This window comes from Mucilaginibacter sp. P2_A4 (assembly GCF_056405015.1).
In genome coordinates this window covers 25290-47964 of sequence record NZ_JBFUCX010000007.1, presented here as the reverse complement: position 1 = coordinate 47964, position 22675 = coordinate 25290, and the positions used below count along the sequence as shown (strand labels likewise).

18 protein-coding genes are annotated in these 22675 nt (G+C 41.6%); 10 read left to right on the top strand and 8 right to left on the bottom strand.

Translation table 11 applies throughout. The annotated features are described in order from the left end of the window. Positions 1-81: 81 nt before the first annotated feature. The 3 genes from AC1DYB_RS14315 to AC1DYB_RS14305 all read right to left on the bottom strand — a co-directional run bounded on the left by AC1DYB_RS14315 (position 82) and on the right by AC1DYB_RS14305 (position 3863). Positions 82-1176: a FecR family protein gene (locus AC1DYB_RS14315; RefSeq protein WP_477435872.1), complete on the bottom strand. Its 1095-nt coding sequence runs from the start codon at positions 1174-1176 to the stop codon at positions 82-84. Positions 1177-2051: 875 nt separating this feature from the next. Next, on the bottom strand, positions 2052-2636 hold the full coding sequence (locus tag AC1DYB_RS14310; RefSeq protein ID WP_477435870.1) for an RNA polymerase sigma-70 factor: 585 nt from the start codon (positions 2634-2636) through the stop codon (positions 2052-2054). 51 nt (positions 2637-2687) lie between these two features. Next, positions 2688-3863 (bottom strand): aldose epimerase family protein, encoded by a 1176-nt coding sequence (locus AC1DYB_RS14305; protein WP_477435868.1) that lies wholly within the window; start codon positions 3861-3863, stop codon positions 2688-2690. A gap of 309 nt (positions 3864-4172) precedes the next feature. Between AC1DYB_RS14305 and AC1DYB_RS14300 the strand changes: the two genes are divergently transcribed. From AC1DYB_RS14300 to AC1DYB_RS14265, 8 genes are all read left to right on the top strand, one after another. Next, positions 4173-4880 carry an NUDIX hydrolase gene (locus AC1DYB_RS14300; protein WP_295711349.1) on the top strand — a complete coding sequence of 236 codons (708 nt, stop codon included), beginning with the start codon at positions 4173-4175 and terminating at the stop codon, positions 4878-4880. A gap of 100 nt (positions 4881-4980) precedes the next feature. Further along, positions 4981-6699, top strand: coding sequence for a ribulokinase (locus AC1DYB_RS14295; protein WP_477435865.1), 1719 nt, complete (start codon positions 4981-4983; stop codon positions 6697-6699). After that, complete coding sequence (locus AC1DYB_RS14290) at positions 6696-7394, top strand: L-ribulose-5-phosphate 4-epimerase (RefSeq protein ID WP_295711346.1); 699 nt, start codon at positions 6696-6698, stop codon at positions 7392-7394. The genes AC1DYB_RS14295 and AC1DYB_RS14290 overlap by 4 nt, the downstream gene beginning before the upstream one ends. Beyond that, positions 7395-8765: a glycoside hydrolase family 27 protein gene (locus AC1DYB_RS14285; RefSeq protein WP_477435863.1), complete on the top strand. Its 1371-nt coding sequence runs from the start codon at positions 7395-7397 to the stop codon at positions 8763-8765. It begins immediately after the preceding gene. Between the two features lie 58 nt (positions 8766-8823). Continuing rightward, positions 8824-10314: an L-arabinose isomerase gene (araA, locus tag AC1DYB_RS14280; RefSeq protein WP_477392081.1), complete on the top strand. Its 1491-nt coding sequence runs from the start codon at positions 8824-8826 to the stop codon at positions 10312-10314. Between the two features lie 831 nt (positions 10315-11145). Further along, complete coding sequence (locus AC1DYB_RS14275) at positions 11146-12846, top strand: sodium:solute symporter family transporter (protein WP_477435861.1); 1701 nt, start codon at positions 11146-11148, stop codon at positions 12844-12846. Between the two features lie 323 nt (positions 12847-13169). Beyond that, positions 13170-14987, top strand: coding sequence for a S8 family peptidase (locus AC1DYB_RS14270; RefSeq protein ID WP_477435859.1), 1818 nt, complete (start codon positions 13170-13172; stop codon positions 14985-14987). 34 nt (positions 14988-15021) lie between these two features. Further along, complete coding sequence (locus tag AC1DYB_RS14265) at positions 15022-16227, top strand: ComEC/Rec2 family competence protein (protein ID WP_477435857.1); 1206 nt, start codon at positions 15022-15024, stop codon at positions 16225-16227. 55 nt (positions 16228-16282) lie between these two features. On the opposite strand, the gene AC1DYB_RS14260 is transcribed toward AC1DYB_RS14265, so the two are convergent. Further along, on the bottom strand, positions 16283-18589 hold the full coding sequence (locus tag AC1DYB_RS14260; RefSeq protein WP_477435855.1) for a PAS domain S-box protein: 2307 nt from the start codon (positions 18587-18589) through the stop codon (positions 16283-16285). Between the two features lie 103 nt (positions 18590-18692). Then, the gene (locus tag AC1DYB_RS14255) at positions 18693-19298 is read right to left on the bottom strand and encodes a thioredoxin family protein (protein WP_477435853.1); all 606 of its coding nucleotides are present in this window, start codon (positions 19296-19298) and stop codon (positions 18693-18695) included. Between the two features lie 263 nt (positions 19299-19561). Here AC1DYB_RS14255 and AC1DYB_RS14250 point away from each other — a divergent pair, with 263 nt between their 5' ends. Continuing rightward, the gene (locus AC1DYB_RS14250; RefSeq protein ID WP_295711331.1) at positions 19562-19801 is read left to right on the top strand and encodes a hypothetical protein; all 240 of its coding nucleotides are present in this window, start codon (positions 19562-19564) and stop codon (positions 19799-19801) included. Between the two features lie 194 nt (positions 19802-19995). Here the strand turns inward: AC1DYB_RS14250 and AC1DYB_RS14245 are convergent, their stop codons facing one another. The 3 genes from AC1DYB_RS14245 to AC1DYB_RS14235 all read right to left on the bottom strand — a co-directional run bounded on the left by AC1DYB_RS14245 (position 19996) and on the right by AC1DYB_RS14235 (position 21724). After that, positions 19996-20220 carry a hypothetical protein gene (locus AC1DYB_RS14245; protein WP_477392075.1) on the bottom strand — a complete coding sequence of 75 codons (225 nt, stop codon included), beginning with the start codon at positions 20218-20220 and terminating at the stop codon, positions 19996-19998. Between the two features lie 92 nt (positions 20221-20312). Beyond that, positions 20313-21533 (bottom strand): family 8 glycosyl hydrolase, encoded by a 1221-nt coding sequence (locus tag AC1DYB_RS14240; RefSeq protein WP_477435850.1) that lies wholly within the window; start codon positions 21531-21533, stop codon positions 20313-20315. Positions 21534-21547: 14 nt separating this feature from the next. Continuing rightward, a complete protein-coding gene (locus AC1DYB_RS14235) occupies positions 21548-21724 on the bottom strand; it encodes a hypothetical protein (protein WP_477392073.1) in 177 nt (58 codons plus the stop codon). A 488-nt stretch (positions 21725-22212) separates the two neighbouring features. Here AC1DYB_RS14235 and AC1DYB_RS14230 point away from each other — a divergent pair, with 488 nt between their 5' ends. After that, positions 22213-22572, top strand: coding sequence for a response regulator (locus tag AC1DYB_RS14230; protein ID WP_295711323.1), 360 nt, complete (start codon positions 22213-22215; stop codon positions 22570-22572). Positions 22573-22675: the final 103 nt, after the last annotated feature.

Sequence of the window (22675 nt, the reverse complement as noted above, 5' to 3'; positions counted from 1 at the left end):
AACATTTCCCCGTTTTTTGGTTTTAGTTTAGATACTTATATAAGCATAGGCTATTTAATTAATTTGTTAAATGATTAATTATCAATAAATTAAAATTTGATTATTGTCGGTTTTATAACGGAAATAAGTGGCGGACTGCAGGGCTCTTAAGGCTTTACCAATAGATTCATTTTGAAACTTACCGGTAAATCTTAACTTTTTAAACTCCTCATCTTTAAAGCTGATGGTCACATTATAGCGGCGTTCCAGCTTTTTGGAAAGGCTTTCAAAATCTTCGGCATCAAAAGCAAGTTTATTCTCAATCCATAGTGCCTCTGATGGTAAAGTATCCTTTTTAGCCAGGTGAATCCTGCTTAAGGCCATTAAAGGAATTTCTTCTGTTATCCCGCTTTTAGATGGAATAGCCGCTTTACCGTTAACAAATAGTTGCTCATTATTAATTGTAACCTTATCAGCTGCTTTTAAAATGATCTTCTTTTCGGGATTTTTCAAAACGGTTAGTTCAATGCGTCCCCTTAACAATGAAGTTTCTGATGTTTTATCGGTGGCGTATGCTCTTACATTAAATTTGGTACCCAATACCTTAATGCTGATGGTTGACGTAGTAACTATAAAAGGATGGTCGGGGTCTTTTTCAACATCAAACAAGGCCTCGCCTACAAGGTACACAGCTCTTTGTTCGGCGCCATAATTTGCTCCATAAACTATTTTACTACCAGAGTTTAGCCACACCTTGCTACCATCTGGTAATTGAATTTTGCTAATGCCGTTTTGCGGCGCCATAATCTGGTTGGTTTTGTGGTTATCTATAACATTCTTTTTATTGAACATTATAAAAACCAGCGCAAAACAGGCCGCTACAACAAATGAAATAATTTTAAGGAATTTTACAATCCCCGATTTTGGCTTAAGCTGTTCAGTATTTTCTGATTGTGGGGCTTCTTCAGATTCTACTTTATCGGCATTATCAAGTTTAGTTTCAAAGGCCAGCCATTTAGCATCTAACTTTTCCGCTGCTGTTTCCTGATGCTCTCTTTTCCAGATCTCTTCCAATTGAGCAAGCGGATACTGGTCTGCAACTCCTTGCTGTAGCAGTTCTTCAAGTTCAAGCAATTCTTCGGCGGTAGCCTCACCACTTAACTTTTTACCAATAAGTATCCAAATATTATTAATCATTATTTACGGCTCTAATCATAAAGACTGTAACTAATGAAAACACCCTGGTGAAAAATGAAAATTATTTTAAAAAGGATAAAATGACATATCTCCCTTAGGATTCGTGTTTTAGTATTTTGTGTAGAAAGAAAGGTAGCTCCTATGGAGCAGAAGAAATATTTAAATTGCATGCTACAAACAGGTAGCCGCTACGCGGCATGTCTTCATGCTGTAAATGTGCGGGGGGGGAATCGGGTATTAGATGCAATATCCAGACCTTAGGCTGATGCGGTGAAAACACCGACCAGAGGCTAAAAAGCATATCCCGGCTTAGGAATCTCGTTTAAATATTTTGTGTAGAAAGAAGGGTAGCTCCTATGGAGCAAAAGAAACATTTGAATTATTTGTGCTACAAACAGGTAGCCGCTACGCGGCATGCCTTCATATTGTAAATGTGCTGTGCCGCGTAGCGGCTACCTGTTTGTAGCAAGCAATGTGTGTGTTCCCCGCACAATGCCGCATAGCGGCTACCCGTTCGGGCAATTCAGCCCTTGCTGGTGTTCTACCAGGCCCAGGGCAGTAGAAAAGAAAATGATATTAGGGAAACAGTAAAGCTTTTTTACATGCAGAAATCTGTTGGTGACGACGCCAGGGGTGTTCGGAATGTTTTTTTTAAGGGTCAATTCCCTTCCAACGGACGGGGTGCGGCTGAAACGCGCGCAAGGGCAGCAGGGAGTGGTTTAGCCGACATGTAATCCGCAATGGTGCTTGAACGCCTGATTTAACCCCTACCTCCTCCTTCCCCGAGGAAGGAATCGCCCATTGCCTGCCTTTTTATGTCTTCCAAACATCACGGTGCAAACTAACAACCAGAACAGATTGCACCGTCCTTACGGTTATTTGAAGATTTTTTCTACTTCAAATACTTTACTTTTTTGAGAAGCGGCAATGCCGCTTGCTACCTGTTTCAGCGCATTACCCATATGATATTCAACAGTTTTTATGGAAAGATTTAAAAGCTCGGCAACTTCCCTGTATTTTAAGCCGTCCTCTTTTACCAACTTAAAAACCACCTTGCATTGGTCAGATAACTTGTTCAGCGAATTATTAATAACTTTAGTAACATCCCCGCAAATCAGCTTGTCTTCGCCGGTTGCCGCCGAATCAATGATCTCTATTTTCACATCATCAATATTTACCTGGTTTAACCGGGCTTTGGAGATGTGGGTTAAGGATTTGTTTTTTACCGAAACGTAGCAATAATTACTAAAGTTATTAATTTCTGTAAGCCTCTGGCGCTGCATCCAAAGGTTCAAAAATACATCATCAATGATCTCCTCAGCAGCTTCATCATTTTTTACAAACGATTTGGCAAACCAAAATAATTTAGAGTAATAAAACAGGTATAACTTTTTGAAAGATGCCCGGTTATTATACAAAGCAATATCATTAAGCAGATATTTTATTTCGGTCTCCGTCATCTCAATCAGATTATATAATCAAATATTGAACTACAATTATTTATAAAAAAATTACTTAACTGCAAATTTGTATGTGGTTGCTGTATGATAGGTTTGCCCCGGCTTTAATACAGTTGATGCAAAAGCAGGCTGATTTGGCGCATCCGGAAAATGCTGGGTCTCTACACAAAATGCTGACCGGTAAGCGTAAGCCTTGCCACCTTTACCGTCATTGGTTTTTCCGGTTAAAAAGTTCCCGGTATAAAACTGCAAACCTGGTTCATCAGTATAAATATCCATCACGATACCCGTTTCGGGGCTGCTGATGGTAGCTACAGATTGTGTGGCATCATGCTTGTTCAACGCGAAATTATGATCATAACCTTTACCATTATTCAATTGGTCGTCTTTGTCATTAATATTGGTGCCGATGGCTTTTGCGGTAGTAAAATCAAAAGGAGTATTTTTTACTGCCTGCAATTTCCCTGTTGGTATCAGCGTAACATCAACGGGGGTAATATTATCCGCATCAATTTTTGCAATATTATTGAGGATGGTACTGCTGCCAGCGCCGTTCAGGTTAAAGTAAGCGTGGTTGGTTAAGTTTACGATGGTTGTTTTATCAGTAGTTGCGGTATACTCAATTTTAACGGCGTTATCATCGGTAAGGGTATATGCCACTTTAACGGTTAATGTTCCGGGATAACCACCTTCGCCATCTTTAGATACGTAGGTAAGGTTAAGAGTTTTGTCATCAACCTGTGTGGCATCAAACACCTGTGCATAAAAACCTTTAAACCCGCCATGCAGGGTATTAACGCCATCATTAATATCCAGTTGATATGCTTTGCCTTCAAGCGTGAATTTACCCTTGCCTATACGATTACCATACCGGCCTATGATAGCGCCAAAATAGGGCTCTTTTGGTTTTTGGTAAGTTTTTAAACTATCGTAACCCAAAACTACATCTGTCAGTGTACCTTTTTTATCCGGAACCATCAGGCTTACGATGCGGCCACCGTAATTGGTAATGGCAACGCTTGCGCCCTTGCTGTTTTTCAAGGTATATAGTTTAACGGCTTTACCATTTACTTCGCCTTCAAAATTTTTGGCATCGGGTATTGCGGCTTTTACTACCGATGTGGAATCGGTGTTGGCAGTCTTCGTCTCCGCCGGCCCATTACAGCTCATAAACAACGACAGCGCGAGGCCGTATAATAAAAAGTGCTTTTTTTCGTGCATTTTCATAATTCTTTGATAGTTTATCGCCCATCATCGCCTTTTATTGAAGCTTATTGAACGGTATTACTGGTTATAATTGGTGTTTGGTTTTTTAATCGGGGCATATTGATCGCCCTAATTAAAAACTAAGGTAGAATAAAATTATTTTAATTGTGATAAAAACAATTAAAATAATTTTCATTTTATTTGTGTACTCAATACACAAATAAACCTGTACAGATGCATTTTTAAGCCCTTTCCTGAATAAACAATGGCTTTGAATTGATTTTTCTGTATCTAAAAAATTACATTTACCACCCTTATAAACCAAATCACATGCAGAAATATTCCAAACAAACACGACTTTTACTGGCAGTTGACTGCATTATCTTCGGGTTTGACGGCGATACCTTAAAGATTCTGCTTATTAAAAGGAGTTTCGAGCCACAGAAAGATAACTGGAGTTTGATGGGCGGATTTGTACAGCCTAAAGAAAGTTTAGACCAGGCGGCCAACCGCATTTTAAAACAACTAACCGAGCTTCAGGGGGTTTATTTAGAGCAATTACACACATTTGGCAACACAAAACGCGATCCTATAGAGCGCACAGTGTCTGTTACTTACTTTGCCTTAATTGATATTAATAAGTATCAAACCCAATTAAGTAAGGACTATCATGCAGAATGGTTCCCGCTAAAACGTGTACCTAAACTCATTTTCGATCAACAGGAAATGGTGGAGGCTGCAAAAAAACGCATCAGGTACAAGGCGGCCATGCATCCTATTTTATTTGAACTTTTACCCGGCAAGTTCACACTTCCACAATTGCAGACCCTCTACGAAAGCGTTTTTAATACGCCAATTGACAAACGAAATTTTAGCAAACGGGTTTTAGCCACAGGATTACTCATCAAACAAAATGATAAAGACAAAGCAGGATCCAAGCGCGGTGCCTATTACTATCAGCTTAACATGCAAAACTACTACGCTAAATTTCAGGCATTTATGAATTTTATTCCCAACCCGGATTCCCTTTTACACTAAATTTTCGCCCATCCATTTTATAGTTTTTTAAATGTTTTTTTAGAAAAATTTTTTATTGTAAAAAAATAAGTGTTACTTCAACACGAATTATTAAACCAATATGAGTAAAGACCAATTTGTGATTGGAGTGGACTATGGGTCCGACTCTGTTCGTTCCGTATTAATCAATGCGCAAAACGGCGAAGAAATAGCCTCATCCGTATTCAGTTATCCCCGTTGGCAGCAAGGATTATTTTGCAATGCCCCCGAGAATCAGTTCAGGCAGCACCCCCTTGATTATATAGAAGGATTAGAAACTACTATTAAAGATTGCCTGCAAAAGGCTGGTGGTGCTGATGCCGCCAAAGCCGTAAAAGGCTTATCCATAGATACCACAGGATCAACCCCTATCGCGGTTGATAAAACGGGTACACCGTTGGCATTAACCCCCGGTTTTGAACAAAACCCCAATGCCATGTTCATTTTATGGAAAGATCATACTTCGGTATTGGAAGCTGCCCAGATTAATGAACATGCCACCAAATTTGATATCAATTATTTAAAATATGTAGGCGGCATTTACTCTTCAGAGTGGTTTTGGGCTAAGCTTTTACACATTATAAGGGTTGATGAACAGGTACGTACATCACTGCACTCATGGGTTGAGCATTGTGATTGGATTCCCTTCCTGCTAACCGGTGGCACCGATGTAAAGGAGATTAAACGCGGTCGTTGTTCTGCCGGGCACAAGGCTTTGTGGGCCGAAGAATTTGGTGGCCTGCCGCCCGATGAATTCTTTTCTTCACTTGATCCTTTATTGAAGGGCATCACCGCTAAACTATTTACAGAAACCTATACTGCCGATGAAGCCGCCGGAACTTTAAGCGCCGAATGGGCCGAAAGATTGGGCTTATCTACAGATGTAATTGTAGGTACTGGTGCTTTTGATGCGCATATGGGCGCGGTTGGCGGTCAAATTGAGCCTTACCACTTAAGTAAGGTAATGGGTACATCAACCTGTGATATTTTGGTTGCTCCATCTGCCGAGATTGATGGCAAACTGGTACGCGGTATTTGCGGGCAGGTAAATGGCTCCGTTATTCCGGGTATGACAGGTTTAGAAGCCGGTCAATCTGCCTTTGGCGATACTTATGCCTGGTTTAAAAATGTGCTTTTATGGCCTTTAAATAATCTGCTATCACAATCAACAGTAATAGATGCAGCCACGGCCGAAGCACTAAAAGCCGAAATGGCCGAACTGATTATTCCTGAATTAAGCAGGCAGGCAGCCCTTTTACCTTTAGATTTTGACAACGAACTATCAATAGATTGGTTTAACGGCCGCCGTACACCGGATGCCAACCAGGAGCTGAAAGGCGCAATAACTGGCTTAGGTTTGGGCAGCGATGCGCCACGCGTTTTCCGTTCACTGGCCGAGGCTACCTGTTTTGGCGCCAAAAGCATTGTTGAACGCTTCATTAGCGAAGGTATCCCGGTTAAAGGCATTATCGGCATTGGTGGCGTTGCAAAAAAATCACCTTTCGTGATGCAAATGATGGCCGATGTATTGGGCATGCCTATCCGCATTCACCAGTTTAAACACACCTGCGCTTTGGGTGCAGCCATGTTTGCAGCCGTTGTTGCAGGTATTTACCCAACGGTTGAAGATGCCATGCAAGCCATGGGTCGTGGATTTGATGTGGAGTATTATCCTAATAAAGATCTGGAAGCTGCTTACCTGGCACGTTATAATAAATATAAAACCTTAGGCAGTTTTATTGCACAGCAAATTGCAGATAAATCAACCCAAAGCTTAGCAGATAATTCAGTTTTAGCATGAGCAAGTATCAACATATAAAACAAGCTGCTTATGACGCTAATATGCAGCTGCCTAAACTCGGCCTGGTGTTGTTCACCTTTGGTAATGTAAGCGCTGCCGACAGAGCTTTGGAAGTTTTCGCTATAAAACCAAGCGGGGTGCCTTATGAAGATTTATCACCCGAAAAAATGGTGATCGTTAACTTTGATGGGGTTATTATTGAGGGCGACCTGCGCCCATCATCAGATACGCAAACCCATGCCGTATTATACAAACATTGGCCAAACATTGGAGGTATTGTGCATACCCATTCAACCTATGGCACTGCCTGGGCGCAATCGCAACGCTGCATCCCTATCTTCGGTACTACACACGCGGATCATCTAACGGCCGATATCCCTTGTGCCCCGCCTATGAGCGATGAAATGATTGAAGGCGATTACGAATACCAAACCGGTTTCCAGATCATGGATCATTTTACGGCTGAAGGATTGGATTACAACGAGGTAGAAATGGTTTTAGTTGGTAATCACGCTCCTTTTACCTGGGGCAAAACCGCGCACAAAGCGGTTTATAACAGCGCCGTGTTAGAGGCTGTGGCACAAATGGCCTATTTAACCGAGCAAATTAATAACCAGGCCCCTCGCCTAAAAGATTCGCTTATCAAAAAACATTTCGAACGCAAACACGGACCAAATTCTTATTACGGCCAATAGATGAAAACATCACTGCAATATATCATTATCCTGGCAGCGGGTTTGCTGGGTGCAAAAGCATCGGCACAAACCGTAGCCGCTACCCCACCCATGGGTTGGAACAGCTATAACTGTTTCGGCTCGGCTGTGCATGAAGACGAGGTGAAAGCCAACACCGATTATATGGCCCAATACCTGAAACCGCACGGCTGGGAGTACATCGTGGTTGATTTTTTGTGGTCGTACGATAACCCGCCGGGAAGTAACATTGGCAATCCCTTTCAGTTACGACTGCAGGATGGCTCCTATTTGCCCTGGCTTACCATGGATAAATGGGGAAGGTTAACACCACAGCCTACCAAGTTCCCTTCAGCTTTTGGAGGTAATGGTTTTAAGCCTTTGGCTGATTATGTACATGGCAAAGGTTTAAAATTCGGCATTCATGTAATGCGTGGCATCCCGAGGCAGGCTTATTGGGCAAAATCTCCCATTAAAGGGACTAATAACATAACCGCCGATATGGTTGCCGATACCAATTCCAAATGCCCCTGGATGAACCACATGTACGGACTGGATATGAAAAAGCCCGGTGCGCAGGAATACCTCAACTCCCTGTTGGAACTTTACGCTTCATGGGGTGTAGATTTTATTAAGGTAGATGACCTTTCGCGCCCTTACAGTAACGCCGAAGTTGAAGGATACCAAAAAGCGATTCAAAATTGTGGCAGACCAATAGTATTAAGCCTTTCCCCCGGCGAAACTCCTGTTGCACAAGCTGCGCATGCCACTAAATACGCAAATATGTGGCGTATGGCCGATGATTTTTGGGATAACTGGAAAGAGATCCTCCACATGTTTGACTATGCCAAAAGCTGGGAAGGCGTAGGTGGTCCCGGTCACTGGCCTGATTGCGATATGATACAGATAGGCAAGCTGAGCAAACGCGGCCCCGTTGGTCAGGAACGCTTTAGCCGCTTTACAGAGGATGAGGAATATACCCACATGACTTTTTGGAGCATTTACCGGTCGCCCCTGATGATAGGCGGCAACCTGCCCGAGAACCGGGAATTTGAACTGAAATTATTTACCAATGATGAGGTACTTGCCGCCAATCAGAAAGGAACAAACCCGCGCCAGTTGTATAAAAAAGATGGTGCCATGGTTTGGTACTCACAAATACCGGGCAGTAAGGATATTTATGCCGCACTTTTCAACATTGGCGATAATAGTAAAAGCATAGCTATTGATTTTGCAGCCATCGGCCTCAAAGGCAAAATAAAGGTGCGCGATCTATGGAAGAAACAAGATATTGGCCAATTTAAAAAAGGCTATCAGCAAAACATTAACCTGCACGGTGCTACCTTATTAAGGCTATCGCCGGCAAGCAATTAAAACATTAACCATTATATAAATCACCAATTCGCTAATTCAATAAATCACTAATTATACGATGATCGATCTTAAAAAATTTGAAGTTTGGTTTATTACAGGAAGCCAAAACTTATACGGAGAAGAAACTTTAAAGAAGGTTGCCGAACATTCCCAGGAAATTGCAGCCGGGATAGATGCAACCGGAAATATCCCTGTACGTGTGGTTTACAAACCTGTTGTAAAATCACCGGAAGAAATTTATGAAACCCTGCAGGCTGCCAACGTAGCAGAAAACTGTATCGGTATCATTACCTGGATGCACACCTTTAGCCCGGCCAAAATGTGGATCCGTGGGCTAAGCATCCTGAAAAAGCCAATGCTGCACCTGCATACCCAATTTAACCGCGATATTCCATGGAGCAGCATTGATATGGATTTCATGAACCTGAACCAAAGCGCCCATGGCGACCGTGAGTTTGGCTTTATGGTATCGCGCATGCGCATTAACCGCAAAGTAGTTGTTGGCCACTGGCAGGATACTGAGGCTTTGGCCGAGATAGAAACCTGGACCCGCGCCGCAGCCGGCTGGCACGATTGGCAAGGTGCCAAATTTGTTCGCTTTGGTGATAATATGCGTTTTGTTGCTGTTACCGATGGTGATAAAGTGGAAGCTGAATTGAAATTCGGTTTCTCGGTAAATACCTATGGCATTGGCGACGTAGTTGCCGTGATCAACGCGGTAAGTGAAGAAGCAATTACTGCTTTAACAGATGAGTATGAGGCAACTTATACCATGGCAGATGATCTTAAAAAAGGAGGCGCCAGGTATTCGTCGGTTTACGAGGCTGCTAAGATTGAGATTGGTTTACGTAAGTTTTTGGTTGATGGAGGCTTTAAAGGCTTCTCGGATACTTTTGAAGATTTGCATGGCATGTTACAGCTGCCTGGTATCGCCGCACAACGTTTAATGGCCGATGGTTTTGGCTTTGCCGGTGAAGGCGACTGGAAAACTGCTGCCCTGGTACGTGCCTTTAAAGTAATGGGAGCCGGTTTGGCTGGTGGTAACGCTTTCATGGAAGATTACACCTACCACTTTGATCCTGCTAATGCACTGGTTTTAGGCTCACATATGCTGGAAGTGGATGCTTCTTTGGCCAATGGCAAAGCTTCATTAGAGGTTCATGCATTAGGTATTGGCGGCAAGGCCGATCCTGCACGTTTGGTATTCAACGTGGCTGGTGGTGCCGCACTTAACGCGTCTATTGTGGATATGGGTAACCGTTTCCGCCTGCTGATAAACGAAGTGGAAGCCGTTGAACCGGTTGAAGATTTGCCAAACCTGCCTGTGGCCCGTGTATTATGGAAACCCCTGCCCGATATGAAAACCGGCTGCGCAGCCTGGATCTACGGTGGCGGTGCACACCATACAGCCTACAGCCAAAACCTTACCGCCGCGCATATGCAGGATTTTGCTGATATGGCAGGCATTGAGTTTTTGAGGATTGGTAAGGATACCACTATCCCACAATTCAGGAATGAGATATTATGGAATGAGGTGGCATACAGGTAGGAAGCCCCCTCTAAATCTCCCCCTGAAGGGGGAGACTTTTGATTTGCATGGTGGTGGGTTAAATACCAAAGCAAGTATGACATTGCGAGGAATAAAACCCGAAGAATATTTAAAGGCAAATGACATTTTAAAAGGTTTGTCATCCTGAGGAACGAAGGATCTATTTGCAGACTGAACAGGGCGAAGAAGCATGGAGAAGAATAGATCCTTCACTCCGTTCAGGATGACAAAAGGTTTTTGTTGCAAACATGTCATTGCGAGAATAAAATCCCGCGGAGCTCCTAAGGAAAAAAGATGTTTTGAAAAAGGGCTGTCCTGCTGAGCCTGTCGAAGCATGTGGTAAAGGCCTCTGCGCGCGCGCCCCTTCGACAGGCTCAGGGTGACAGGCCGTTTTAGAACGCTCTAACAACATGTCATTGCGAGGCACGAAGCAATCGCGAACTGTACAGGGTAAACAACTTGCATGTTTGACGGGTATAGTTCCCGATTGCTGCGCTCGCAATAACATATGTTACAATTGACCCGCGTTAGGGATAGCAGTGGATACCGGCCTGCGCGTAATGCCTGCAGGCGTATGAACGGATAGCCCGGCCCGCAGGGAAACGCCCTTTTTGAGAAGAATCAAGAGGTTAGACTTAGGGGAATTGAAGGATTTTTAGATAAAGGACAAAAGACGGAGGCATGTTGGAGAATAGACCCTTCGCTGCGCTCAGGATGACAAAGAGTAAAGAGTATAATCAAATAAATTAAACACCGAACACGCAGCCCACGATGGGATTCCGGTTGCATGTTTTTAAAACACTAATACAACAAACTAATTAAACCCAATTTATGAATAAATTTGAAACCATTGATTACGCCATTTTCGTGATCTATTTTGTTGTGGTATCCAGCTATGGTTACTGGGTGTACAGCCGCAAAAAAAAGGCCAGTATCTCGGCCAGTCATGATTTCTTCCTTGCCGAAGGTTCACTTACCTGGTGGGCTATCGGTGCCTCACTTATTGCATCAAATATTTCGGCCGAGCAGTTTATAGGTACCAGCGGCCAGGGCTTTGCCGTTGGTTTGGCTGTTGCAGCTTATGAGTGGGTAGCCGCTATAGCCCTTATTATTGTGGCAGTATGGTTTGTACCTGTGTATCTGAAAAATAAAATTTTCACGATGCCACAGTTTCTGCATACCCGCTATAATGAAACCGTGAGTTTTGTGATGGCCATATTTTGGTTGTTTTTATATGTGTTTGTTAATTTAACATCTATACTTTACCTGGGTGCATTGGCTATTAACAGCCTTGCTGGTGGCGGATACCTACATGAGATCATTATCGGACTGGCTATTTTCGCCTTGTTTATTACGCTGGGTGGTATGAAGGTTATCGGCTTTACCGATGTTATACAAGTGCTTGTTTTAGTTGTTGGCGGCTTGGCTACCACCTATATTGCCCTTACCCTGGTGAGCGAGCATTTTGGTTTAGGTAAAGATGCCATGGCTGGTTTAAACGCCATGTTTAAAGATGCTCCCGATCACTTTAAAATGATGATGGCCAAGCCAAAAGCTGGCGCATCGCAAGCCGAGATCAATAAATACCTGGCACTGCCGGGTATAGCGATGTATTTTGCAGGCCAGTGGATAGTGAACCTTAACTACTGGGGATGTAACCAATACATTACCCAACGCGCCCTGGGTGCCGATTTGAAAACCGCCCGTACGGGTATCCTGTTTGCCGGTTTAATGAAACTGGCTATGCCTGTCATTGTAGTTTTACCGGGTATTGCGGCTTATGTATTGTACAAAAATGGTGGCCTGCAGCATGAAATGGCATCAGGCGGGCATTTTAATTCAGATAACGCTTATTCGGCCGTGCTTGGCTTTTTACCTACGGGTTTGAAAGGACTCTCGGTTGCGGCGCTTACTGCTGCTATTGTGGCTTCACTTGCGGGTAAGGCTAACAGTATCAGTACCATTTTTACCCTGGATATTTACAAAAAGCACATCAGCAAGGATGCCAGCGAAAAGAAAATGGTTATTGTAGGTAAGATAGCTATTCTTGCGGCACTTATCTTCTCCATTATATTAACCTGGAAAGATCTTTTGGGCATTGGCGGCGAAGGTGGTTTTACCTTCATCCAAAAATACACCGGCTTTATTAGTCCGGGGATATTTGCCATATTCATATTGGGTTTCTTTTGGAAACGGACAACGGGTGCAGCGGCTATCGCGGGTATCCTCACAGGCTTCGCCATGTCGGTATTGTTTAATAACTATGCTCCGGCCTTGTTTGGACACGAAACCTTTTTGTACACTGCATTCCCTAATGGCAAGGGCGGGTACGAGATTCCGTTCCTGATCTGTATGGGCCTATCGTTCCTGTTCACCATTATAGTGATGGTGGCTGTTAGCTTTGCAGGGCCTAAGGAAAACCCTAAAGCGTTTGATATACCAAGTAGCATGTTCAAGGTAGAGAAATCAACCCTGGCATTAATTATAGTAACGCTGTTATTACTTACCGCGCTTTATGTTAAGTTCTGGTAATATATAATAACACAATAAGGATCTTCTGGTTTATATATTGATTTGATCTCCCGGCGTGGTTGCCGGGGGATTTTTTGTTTTCGGGGGATGGGTCACCGCTACGCAGGTGTATCCCGGTTTAATTTGACCTCACTATTAAACGGGTTGCCCCATTCGGCATAACACAAACACCTCTGATAACCAATAAATTGTAAAAAAAATAATTAATTTATACCTTGTTTGATATTTTATAATACTCTAAATTGGTATAATTATCTACCATTTAGATGGCTACGATTTTAAGCCTCAATTAACAAGTAAGTTAAACCTAAATTCTTTCTTGTATGATCATCAACCCTGCATTAATAGAGAGCCTTATTTTTAAAAGATTTCAGCAAACTTTGCGCTTTACGCAGGATTCGCCGATTTTTCCTGATGTTTGGCTTGCCTATTTTGAACAACGCGGAGATTTTAAACAAAGCCGGGTAGATCTTATTCTGTCACCTCATAAAAATTCATCCGCCTCGCAATTATTTACTGCATTGTCCCATAACTTGCTGCGGCAGGAAAAGCCGGAAGAAACAAGCGGCTGGCAACTGGCCACCAGTGGTGAATCTGTGGTAGCTTGCCTTACTTTTGAAGAACTGATTTTGGTTGCTTTACCCATGACGCAGTGGTGGCAAACCTACCTGTTTAAAAATAAGGAGCCTACCGAAGATTATTATTGGCTTATCCGGCTTATCGGGGCAATTGTATTATCGGCAAAAACCAATCAAACTCAAAGCGATAAGCCGGCTGAAATATTAGAAGAATTTGAGCACGCTTTTCATACTTACTTTGATGAATTTAAGCCCTTTAAAATAAAAGCGCCCGTTACCCTATGGGCTATAAACCGCAACAGGCGTGCAACGTTAACCATTGAAAGATCGGTACCGGCAACCAAAGCTGATGCAGGCAGGCGCTTGTTTGAAATTGATGGTTCGGGTATTGCCTGGGCCGTACTTGATTCTGGCATTGATGCCCGCCACCCGGCCTTCCGGAAAACCGATACAACTACAAAAAAGCCTTTTGATGATGCATTAGGTGATAAAACGGATAAATTCTCTAATCATACCCGGATAGTTGCATCCTATGATTTTACAAGGTTCAGAAAAGTGCTGGCAAGCATTCATAAGCAATATGCCTTTGACAAACCACGACATATCCCCTCGGCCATCAAATCATCCGGCGATAGCGATGATGCGGGACTTTCAGATAGCGAGTTGATGGACTTTGTTAAGGAAATAGATAATGATCTTAGAAACGGCAGGCTCCTGGATTGGTCGGTTATTGCTCCGTTGTTGCGGATTCCGCATAATATCCAGGAATACTATCCGCCTGTGCACCCGCATGGCACCCATGTAGCTGGTATTATAGGTGCAGGTATAAAAGATGAAGTTACCATGCAAAACGTTATAGGCATGTGCCCGGGGATAGATCTTTATGATCTCCGGGTAATGGATGATTCCGGGTCGGGAGAAGAGTTTAATATCCTGGCAGGCATCCAATTCATCCGCTGGATGAACAATCAGAAAGATGAACCGGCTATACATGGTGTTAACATGAGCTTTTCGATGGTGCATGAAGTGGCCAGCTATGCCTGCGGGCAAACCCCGGTTTGTATCTGCTGCGAAAAGCTGGTTAACGAAGGTACCGTTATTGTTGCCGCCGCAGGCAACCTTGGGCAGGCATTGTTTACAAGCACCGATAGCAGCACAAGTGCGGGGTTCCGGATGGTAAATATAACCGACCCCGGAAACGCCGAGTTGGTTATCACGGTTGGCGCAACTCATCGTAACAGGCCACATGACTACGGTGTATCCTATTTTTCAAGCAAAGGCCCCACCGGCGACGGAAGGTTAAAACCTGATCTTGTTGCCCCGGGAGAAAAAATTGTTTCAACCAGTATAGACAACAGTATGGAACGCATGGATGGTACATCTATGGCTGCCCCCCATGTTTCGGGCGCAGCTGCGTTAATATTAGCCAGGCACCGTGAGCTTATTGGCAAGCCGGGTAAAGTTAAACAGGCCTTGTGCAAAACAGCTACCGACCTGGGCCGGGAAAAGTACTTTCAGGGTTGCGGCATGCTTGATGTGTTGCGGGCCATTCAATCGATTTAAAAAACAGTTTATCATTCACTAAATCTCATTTCATATGCTTTTCAGTTTAGAAGTTCTTGAAGCTAAATATGGTGATTGCCTGTTGCTTCATTTTGGCGACCCTAATGATCCAAAATCTATCTTGATTGATGGAGGCCCACCGGGTGTTTACTCAAAAACATTAAAGCCCCGGCTTATGGCGATTAAAGCAAAACTCGCCGGCGACGAACCATTGCCCCTTGCCATGGTCATGATCAGCCATGCTGATGAAGATCATATACAGGGCATTATTGATCTTACAGATTCTATGACAGATAAATTATCTGAGAAGGAACAACAGGATTTCATTATTGATAACTTTTGGTTTAACAGTTTTGATGATATTATCGGGAACCAGCAAATACCCATCATTAAAGATTTAAAGACTTCTGCACATGCGGCAGATATAAGCTCCCTGCAAATACCTCAGTTTGATAATGCCCCCGAACATATTGTTGCCGTAATAGCCTCTACAGGCCAGGGAAGGCATATCCGCGATAACGTTGCCAAATTAAATCTATCCGTTAACGCCCCCTTTCAAAATCTTAAGCCGGGTAATACAAAACTTGTTCGCGGCGATATCAAGACTAAAAATTTACACATCGGCGATTTGGAAATTATTGTGGTACATCCTACCGCGCAACGATTACAGGAACTACAGACGCAGTGGGATAAAGATTTAAAAAAAGCAGCCAAGGCAAAAAGCAAGGAAGAAAGTAAGAAGATTATTGTTTCGAGTCTTATTAATAATGATAAATCGCCGTTCAATTTATCCAGCATAGTTTGCCTGGTTAAGTTTGGCGATAAAAAAATGCTGCTTACCGGCGATGGCAGGAGCGATGATATATATGCCGGCTTAAAACTAAAGGGACTACTTGATAAAGATGGTAAAATACACGTTGATATACTTAAAATGCCGCATCATGGCAGTAAAGCAGATATGACTCCGGAATTTTTAATGAATGTAACTGCAGATCATTACGTGGTATCGGCCAGCGGTAAGTTTAACAACCCCGATCAGGAAACATTAGATATGATGGACCAGGCCGTGAAAAAGGGAACCCTGCATTTAACCAACCATGATGGTGAGCTGGGACTTAAAAAAAAGATGGATGATTTTATAGAAAAACTAAGCAGTAATGGCAATCCGTTGCAGGTAGCTTTCCGGAATGATACCGACTTATCGTTTATCATTAATTTAGAAGAGAAGGTCAATTTTTAATTTATAACAGTTAAACTCAATTTAAAACGAGGTAATAAACGCTTAGTTAAATAATTTATGACAGATCAACAACATCACCAATCTTATGGTGTATCTGGTATACTATGCCATCCATTTCGCTTACGCATATCCTGAGTAATGCAAAAATTTCTTCTTTCTCTTTTTCGTTTTTGGCTGCATCGGCCAGGTTAATAAGGCCAAGCATGTTGGCTACCGGTCGCCTTATCTCGTGCGAACTCATCCAGGCTACTTCCTTTAAAAACTCATTCTGCCGTTGTATTTCCTGTTCCTTTTCTTTTCTCAGGGTGATGTTTTGGTAAACCGCTATATAACCCAAATAAATACCCTGATCATCAAACATCGGGGTTAACTCTACCGAAACCCATAAAGGAATCCTAAATTTGGTATAGATCACCAGGTCGACAGAGAAGGCTTCGCGCATTTTTTGCTTGGCATACATGCTGTTTATCTCATCCCCATCCATACCGGGTTCCCTTAAAAGCTCAAATGGCTCCCGCCCACCCATTTCAACCAGATTAAAACCGGCAATATCTTCAAATGCTTTATTGATCCATTGAACTCTATTTTCAGCATCGGTTACAATAATCATATTGTTAACCCTGGTAATAATATCGGCAAGGCGCTTATTTTCCTGGGTCGATCGCTTTAGATCATCAATATCCTTAACTACCCCTATTAACCTTATTGGCTCTTTATGGTCATTATAAATAAAATATCCCTGATCCATAATGTATTTATAATGGCCGTTACCACAATTTACCCGGTATTCGCATTCCCAGTTTGTTTTACCTTCGCTACTTATCTTCTGCTGGCTTTTTTTAACCTCGGTAACATCATCCGGATGAATTAGTCCGCGCCACCACTCCAGGCTATATTCTATCTGATCATAAGGAATCTCGATAAGACGGGTTAAACTGGTATTATAAACAATATGATCACTGGTGATATCCAGGTCATATATTACATCTTTAGTGGCCTGCGCAACCAATTCATACCTTTCCACAGCATCCTTAAGCTTGGTATCCTTTAATCTATCCTCTGTTATATCTGAAAAATAAACAGCAACGCCCTCATCATCTGTCGGGTAGGCTGCCAACCGTATCCATTTGTTCAATATAACCGAATATTCTTCCTGCTTTACAACAACCCGTTCTTCCAGAGCTTTCTGATAATACGGGTATAAGCGGTTCTTTTCTTTCGGAAACACCGTAAAAATACTTTCTCCAACAATGTTTATAACTTTTTCATCAATCAGATCTCTGAAAACCTGGTTAATACGGGTAATATTCATGTTATGATCCAACGCAAAAAAAGCATCACTGATGCTATTCAAGGTATTTTCAAGACTGTACTGATATTTATTTCTTTCTATTTCTAATTGCTTCAGTTCGGTAATGTCCTGCATAGAACCTACCAGCTTTGAAACGGCAGGATCTTCATCATCCAAAAAAGCAAGTTGCCTTATATAACGGGTTTCGCCGTTTATTGCCAGGATGCGGTGTGTAATATCCATAGCCTTTCCCTTGCCAATAAGTTCATCAAGTGCCTGAATCATCATTTGGCGATCTTCGGGGAAAATATGTTCCAGGTAAATATCAAATGCATCACGAGGATCGTCCTTGCTAATACCCGTAAGCGTGAACAGTTCATCAGACCATATCAATTTTTTAGTTTCAGGAAAAAACATCCATCCGCCCACTTTCGAGATCAATTGCGTTTCCCTTAATTTTTTCTTCTCGTTCTTCAGGTCCTGATTTATTTTTTCAAGTGTCTGTTCAAATAATATTCGCTCGGTCATGTCCTTAATCATAACCAGTACATTTGGCCGGTTATTAAAGATGATCTTATGCGATGTTATATTTACATAAATAAGGGTTCCATCTTTTTTGATATGGCGCCAGGTACCGCTTAAATTCAAATCACCCGACAATCGCTTAACCGTCTCAATCAGCCTTTCGGCGTCTTCCTGTGGCCTGATATCCAGAATGCTTTTTGCTAAAAACTCGCTTCTGCTGTATCCATAAGCTTTTACCGCCGCGTCATTAACCGAAATTATTTTTAGCTCTTCGTCGTATATCCACATCGGCACCGGATTGGCTTCATACATATTGCGGTACTGATTTTCGCTTTGCTTCAATTTCACATCATCCTTCCTGATGAGGTAGTATAAAAACCACCCATTAGTTACTACAAAAAAATACCCCTTGGCACTGCTGATCAATAGAAACTGGTCCTCCGTAAATTGATGGGCGAAAAAAAAGAGCAGGCGGTCGCTAAAAGTGATCCAGAGGAGGCTGACAATAATATAAATAATGGCTATCCGGAAGGGGCCGTTTTGCATAGCTTGGCTTTAATTGACAATTAAATTAAACGGATTAAAATACTATTAGTTACATCAAAATGCTTTTTAAGCTATTATTAGCCACAACACTTTAAATAGAACTTCAATCCTGTATAACTATTGGTTTATCTGCAATGCCTATAAATTCTGCAATTTCTGCTTCAGTGGATTTTTGTTTGTCTTTGGCGTACCATAAATGCAAATCGGTTGAATAAATAGCTATGGTAGCCGGGTCTGCTCTTAGTTTGCGTACCAATTGCTGTGCAACAGCCGGGCGTGGCCCCCAGCCTCCGGTTAAATTAAAATCTTCATTAAATTGTATCACTTTTGGAATTGATCGTGTTCCGTTAGTTAGCCAGGCATCCATTAGTTCGGCGTTTTGATCCCGATAAACTAATCTCATTTCAATTTTCCCATCACTTAAATTGACTATGGCATTCAAAACCGGCAGTATTTGCGCCGCGTCACCGCACCAGTGCTCTGTTAAAATTAACCAATAAATTTTGTGGCGCAGATTTTTAATCTGATTGGCTAAATAGGTTGATACCATATAAGTTTTTTCAACCCTGTACATTCTTCGTTGATTGAGGGTGATGTAATCTTTTATCTGGATATCGTCATTTGAAGCCTGGTCCTCTGCCATTTGCTTTTTATATTGATCATATCCAACCCCCTGCTGCCAATAAGCTTTATAATCCAACTTTTCCATTCCTCTTTTTTTATTTACCGATTTCCATATTGATAAAGATAGTAATCCCTAAAATGGATAAGCAACACTATCAGCTATATATGTTCTTTTAAAAATTATTGAGGGCGTATAATGCGAGCTTCAGCACTATCGCAACCATTTTTTATACTAAAAAGCCTGCCACAATACGATTCCTTAAATTATGTTAAATTCTTTAAAGTTTACAATAATGGAATTACCGGAACGTATTTATAATACATCAGAATTACCATATACATCTAACAATGGATTACAAAATAAAATTAGCAGACGGGTCTGCACATATCATCAGCATTACAAGTGCATACTTTAAAACATGGCATGTATGGAATATAAAATTTAAAGACGGCAGGGCAGCAATGCTTTTTAAATTGGGAAATGAATGGATGCAGCGAAATGAAGATTTCCTGGACGAACATATTTTAACGGCGATAGGCAACACCATTGATAAAATCATTTGCAGGCGGAAGACGCTGTCTTTTTAGTGCAAGGTGTTGAGCTTAATCACTGGCTGAGTGTTTTAGCCAGTGATTGATATTTTATTAGCCTTTAAAGCAAGCGTCTGTTTTTCCTGAGGCTCTGCCTGTTATCTATAAAAGTAACAAGCTCAATAACCTTGCTCTTTGGTAATCAATATTTTTTTGAAAAGTCTCTCCTGCTTTATCAGACCAGATGATTATCATTTAAAACCGAATCTCTTTTTAGCATCTTCATGGCTGAAAGATTGGCCATTGTCTAATTGCGCTAATCCCTCTTTAACATCAGCTTGCTGATGTTTGCTTAAATTATCAAACCAATCCAATTCCCTGTTGCTGATCAAAGATTTAATATCTTTAATTAAACCTATATCATCGGAGTTAATAATTTGCTGTAATACATTTAGTTTTTCTGCCTGAATGTTCATATACCCCAATTTAGTAATTATTTCCAAAACAATCATATAACTGACAACGGAAGGCATAGCGTCGAAAAAAAGAAAAAAACAGAAATTTCACCTCACCCCTTCCAATAATTCCCACTCAAAATAATCATGTTGAGCATTTTTATGCTGTTGTCGTAATAATCGTAGTCTTTTATTTTAAAATGCAACAGGTAATCCCAGGTGTGGTTGAGCCATTGCTGGTTCTTAGCTTCGGTTGTGGCAGCTACAGCAAATGGTGCAATAAAACTGAGTGCTTCAAAGTAGCGGGCAGGCAGATCATTGCCCGCCAATGTGTAGCCAGCAGAAATATTATCGGGGTTATCCTTAGTGGTTAACCGTATCCAGCGGTTAATTTTGGTACTTATGGCTTTGGCGCGCACGTCGCCATACAATAAATAGTCGGCAGTTATGCGCCATGGAACCCGGCAGGCATTGTAATTATAATAGCCATCATATTTTGTTTCCAGGTACATGGCTTTGGCCGGGTGTGGGTGATGATTCACCTGCTGGATAAAATCGGGCAGCAAACCGGCATCGGGGCTGTATTGTTGTTGCATCAATGCAAATAAACGGTAGGTGCCGTCGGTTACCTTATCCCAACGGCTATCTCCCGTAGCAGTTTTAAAGGCTTTAAAATGCGAGGGCATAAAATCCGATGGGCGGGTATCAAAATAATCTTTGCTATCTATCTCTACCTCATTACTGAGGAGTACCGTAAAAGTTTTCCGGTTAATTTCATAGCGCATGATATCGGCCATCAATACCCTGGCTGCTTTCAAATAGTTAATAGCGCCCTTGCTTCCCCATTGTTTATCTGCCAGTAATAAGGAGTAAGCGATATCTATATCACCATCTGCCGCCGAAGAGTGATCAAGGTTATTGCCATTTACATCCTGCGCCCAACCCATAAGGTATTGCCATTTTTTTGCCGGGTGCGCCCGGTAATAGCGAAACAATGCATCATAAACCTCCTTGGCAGATGGATCGGCACCGGCCATGAGGGGCACGATGATCATACCATACCCCTGCCCCTCTGATACGCATTGCTTATTGCCCGGCCTTTCAAACCAAATATAACTTTGACCTTTGCCCGGCACCGGTTTCACATAACGTTTTTTCCATTCCCGGTAAAAGGCGCGTACACTGTTATCCAGGTTTTGGCGGCTTACGTGGTTGGGGATAATGCTGCCCGCCGTATAGGTGGTATGCTGCGGAAAAGGTTTCAACACAGGCTGTGCATATAAGCCAGAGCAGCCTAACATTACAGCGCACCATACAAACCTTTTTTTTAGCATAGCATGTTTTATGGTTAAGAAAACAGTCCGTGGGTTATCTCCTTAATTTCGGCATCGGCATAAAAATAAATAGTACAGCCCTGCGGACCATCAGTTATAGTCAAAATATCGTCGCGTTTAATGTTATTCTCGTTAATGAATGTTGCCAGGCGGGTATGCGTAACAAATGTATCCGATTTCAAAATGATCATGTTGGTATATTTTTATAAATACAAGGTAGCCTTTTTACCTCAACAAGCGGTTAAAGCCTGGCGCTTAATAAAAGCAATTGATATAGTTAAAAATCGCCCCAAAATATTTTCTTATTATTTATAAAAAATACTTAACCTACTGATAAACAATACATATACAAACTCTTCACTGGCACTTTCAACTGCAAATTTGGGTGGGTGTTTCATCTGTAATATAAGCACTCTAACGGCTTTTCATTTTTTAATTATCGGTTCATTCCCGGGCTGTACTTTTAACGACGTAAGTTATTCGATGTAAATTTCCTTGAAATTAAAATACAAAGTCAAAATAGACGTTTTGGTTAAAATATTAATTAAAATTATATTTTTTCTAAGCATTGCTTTGTAATATTGCATTCAACCATGTTAATTTGCACGATAAGCAAAGGGGCAAAATATTTTAGCTTAACAGCGATTATTAATTATATTTATAATAACTTCATAGCAGAATGATAAAAAAAATACTTGTAATAGAAGATGATGAAGATATTTTAGACTCAATTGATACCTTATTGAGCTTAAACAATTTTGAGGTAAAAGGAATAACCCAAACAGATGATATTATTGCAGTAGTAAAAGCCAACAATCCCGACCTGGTACTAACCGATTATATTTTACCGGGCATGAACGGCGGCAAAATTTGCCAGGTTATTAAAAACGATAAAGAGCTGGCCCACATCCCGGTTATTTTGATGACAGCCTACCATAAACAAGCTATTGCAATAGGTAATTTTGGCCATGATGCCTATTTACCAAAACCATTTGAAAATCAGCATCTTGTTAATATCATTAATAAATTGCTTAACTAAATGTAATTCAGTTATTAAACTTCCCACGCTAAAAAATTCAAATAGATTTAACTCAAATTGAATACTTAATCATAAGTAATTACAAATTAAATATTTTAATTTT

Bases quoted from the DNA above. Each gene is read 5' to 3' on its own strand.
- AC1DYB_RS14315 (WP_477435872.1), bottom strand. From the start codon at position 1,176: ATGATTAATAATATTTGGATACTTATTGGTAAAAAGTTAAGTGGTGAG.
- AC1DYB_RS14310 (WP_477435870.1), bottom strand. From the start codon at position 2,636: ATGACGGAGACCGAAATAAAATATCTGCTTAATGATATTGCTTTGTAT.
- AC1DYB_RS14305 (WP_477435868.1), bottom strand. From the start codon at position 3,863: ATGAAAATGCACGAAAAAAAGCACTTTTTATTATACGGCCTCGCGCTG.
- AC1DYB_RS14300 (WP_295711349.1), top strand. From the start codon at position 4,173: ATGCAGAAATATTCCAAACAAACACGACTTTTACTGGCAGTTGACTGC.
- AC1DYB_RS14295 (WP_477435865.1), top strand. From the start codon at position 4,981: ATGAGTAAAGACCAATTTGTGATTGGAGTGGACTATGGGTCCGACTCT.
- AC1DYB_RS14290 (WP_295711346.1), top strand. From the start codon at position 6,696: ATGAGCAAGTATCAACATATAAAACAAGCTGCTTATGACGCTAATATG.
- AC1DYB_RS14285 (WP_477435863.1), top strand. From the start codon at position 7,395: ATGAAAACATCACTGCAATATATCATTATCCTGGCAGCGGGTTTGCTG.
- araA (WP_477392081.1), top strand. From the start codon at position 8,824: ATGATCGATCTTAAAAAATTTGAAGTTTGGTTTATTACAGGAAGCCAA.
- AC1DYB_RS14275 (WP_477435861.1), top strand. From the start codon at position 11,146: ATGAATAAATTTGAAACCATTGATTACGCCATTTTCGTGATCTATTTT.
- AC1DYB_RS14270 (WP_477435859.1), top strand. From the start codon at position 13,170: ATGATCATCAACCCTGCATTAATAGAGAGCCTTATTTTTAAAAGATTT.
- AC1DYB_RS14265 (WP_477435857.1), top strand. From the start codon at position 15,022: ATGCTTTTCAGTTTAGAAGTTCTTGAAGCTAAATATGGTGATTGCCTG.
- AC1DYB_RS14260 (WP_477435855.1), bottom strand. From the start codon at position 18,589: ATGCAAAACGGCCCCTTCCGGATAGCCATTATTTATATTATTGTCAGC.
- AC1DYB_RS14255 (WP_477435853.1), bottom strand. From the start codon at position 19,298: ATGGAAAAGTTGGATTATAAAGCTTATTGGCAGCAGGGGGTTGGATAT.
- AC1DYB_RS14250 (WP_295711331.1), top strand. From the start codon at position 19,562: ATGGATTACAAAATAAAATTAGCAGACGGGTCTGCACATATCATCAGC.
- AC1DYB_RS14245 (WP_477392075.1), bottom strand. From the start codon at position 20,220: ATGAACATTCAGGCAGAAAAACTAAATGTATTACAGCAAATTATTAAC.
- AC1DYB_RS14240 (WP_477435850.1), bottom strand. From the start codon at position 21,533: ATGCTAAAAAAAAGGTTTGTATGGTGCGCTGTAATGTTAGGCTGCTCT.
- AC1DYB_RS14235 (WP_477392073.1), bottom strand. From the start codon at position 21,724: ATGATCATTTTGAAATCGGATACATTTGTTACGCATACCCGCCTGGCA.
- AC1DYB_RS14230 (WP_295711323.1), top strand. From the start codon at position 22,213: ATGATAAAAAAAATACTTGTAATAGAAGATGATGAAGATATTTTAGAC.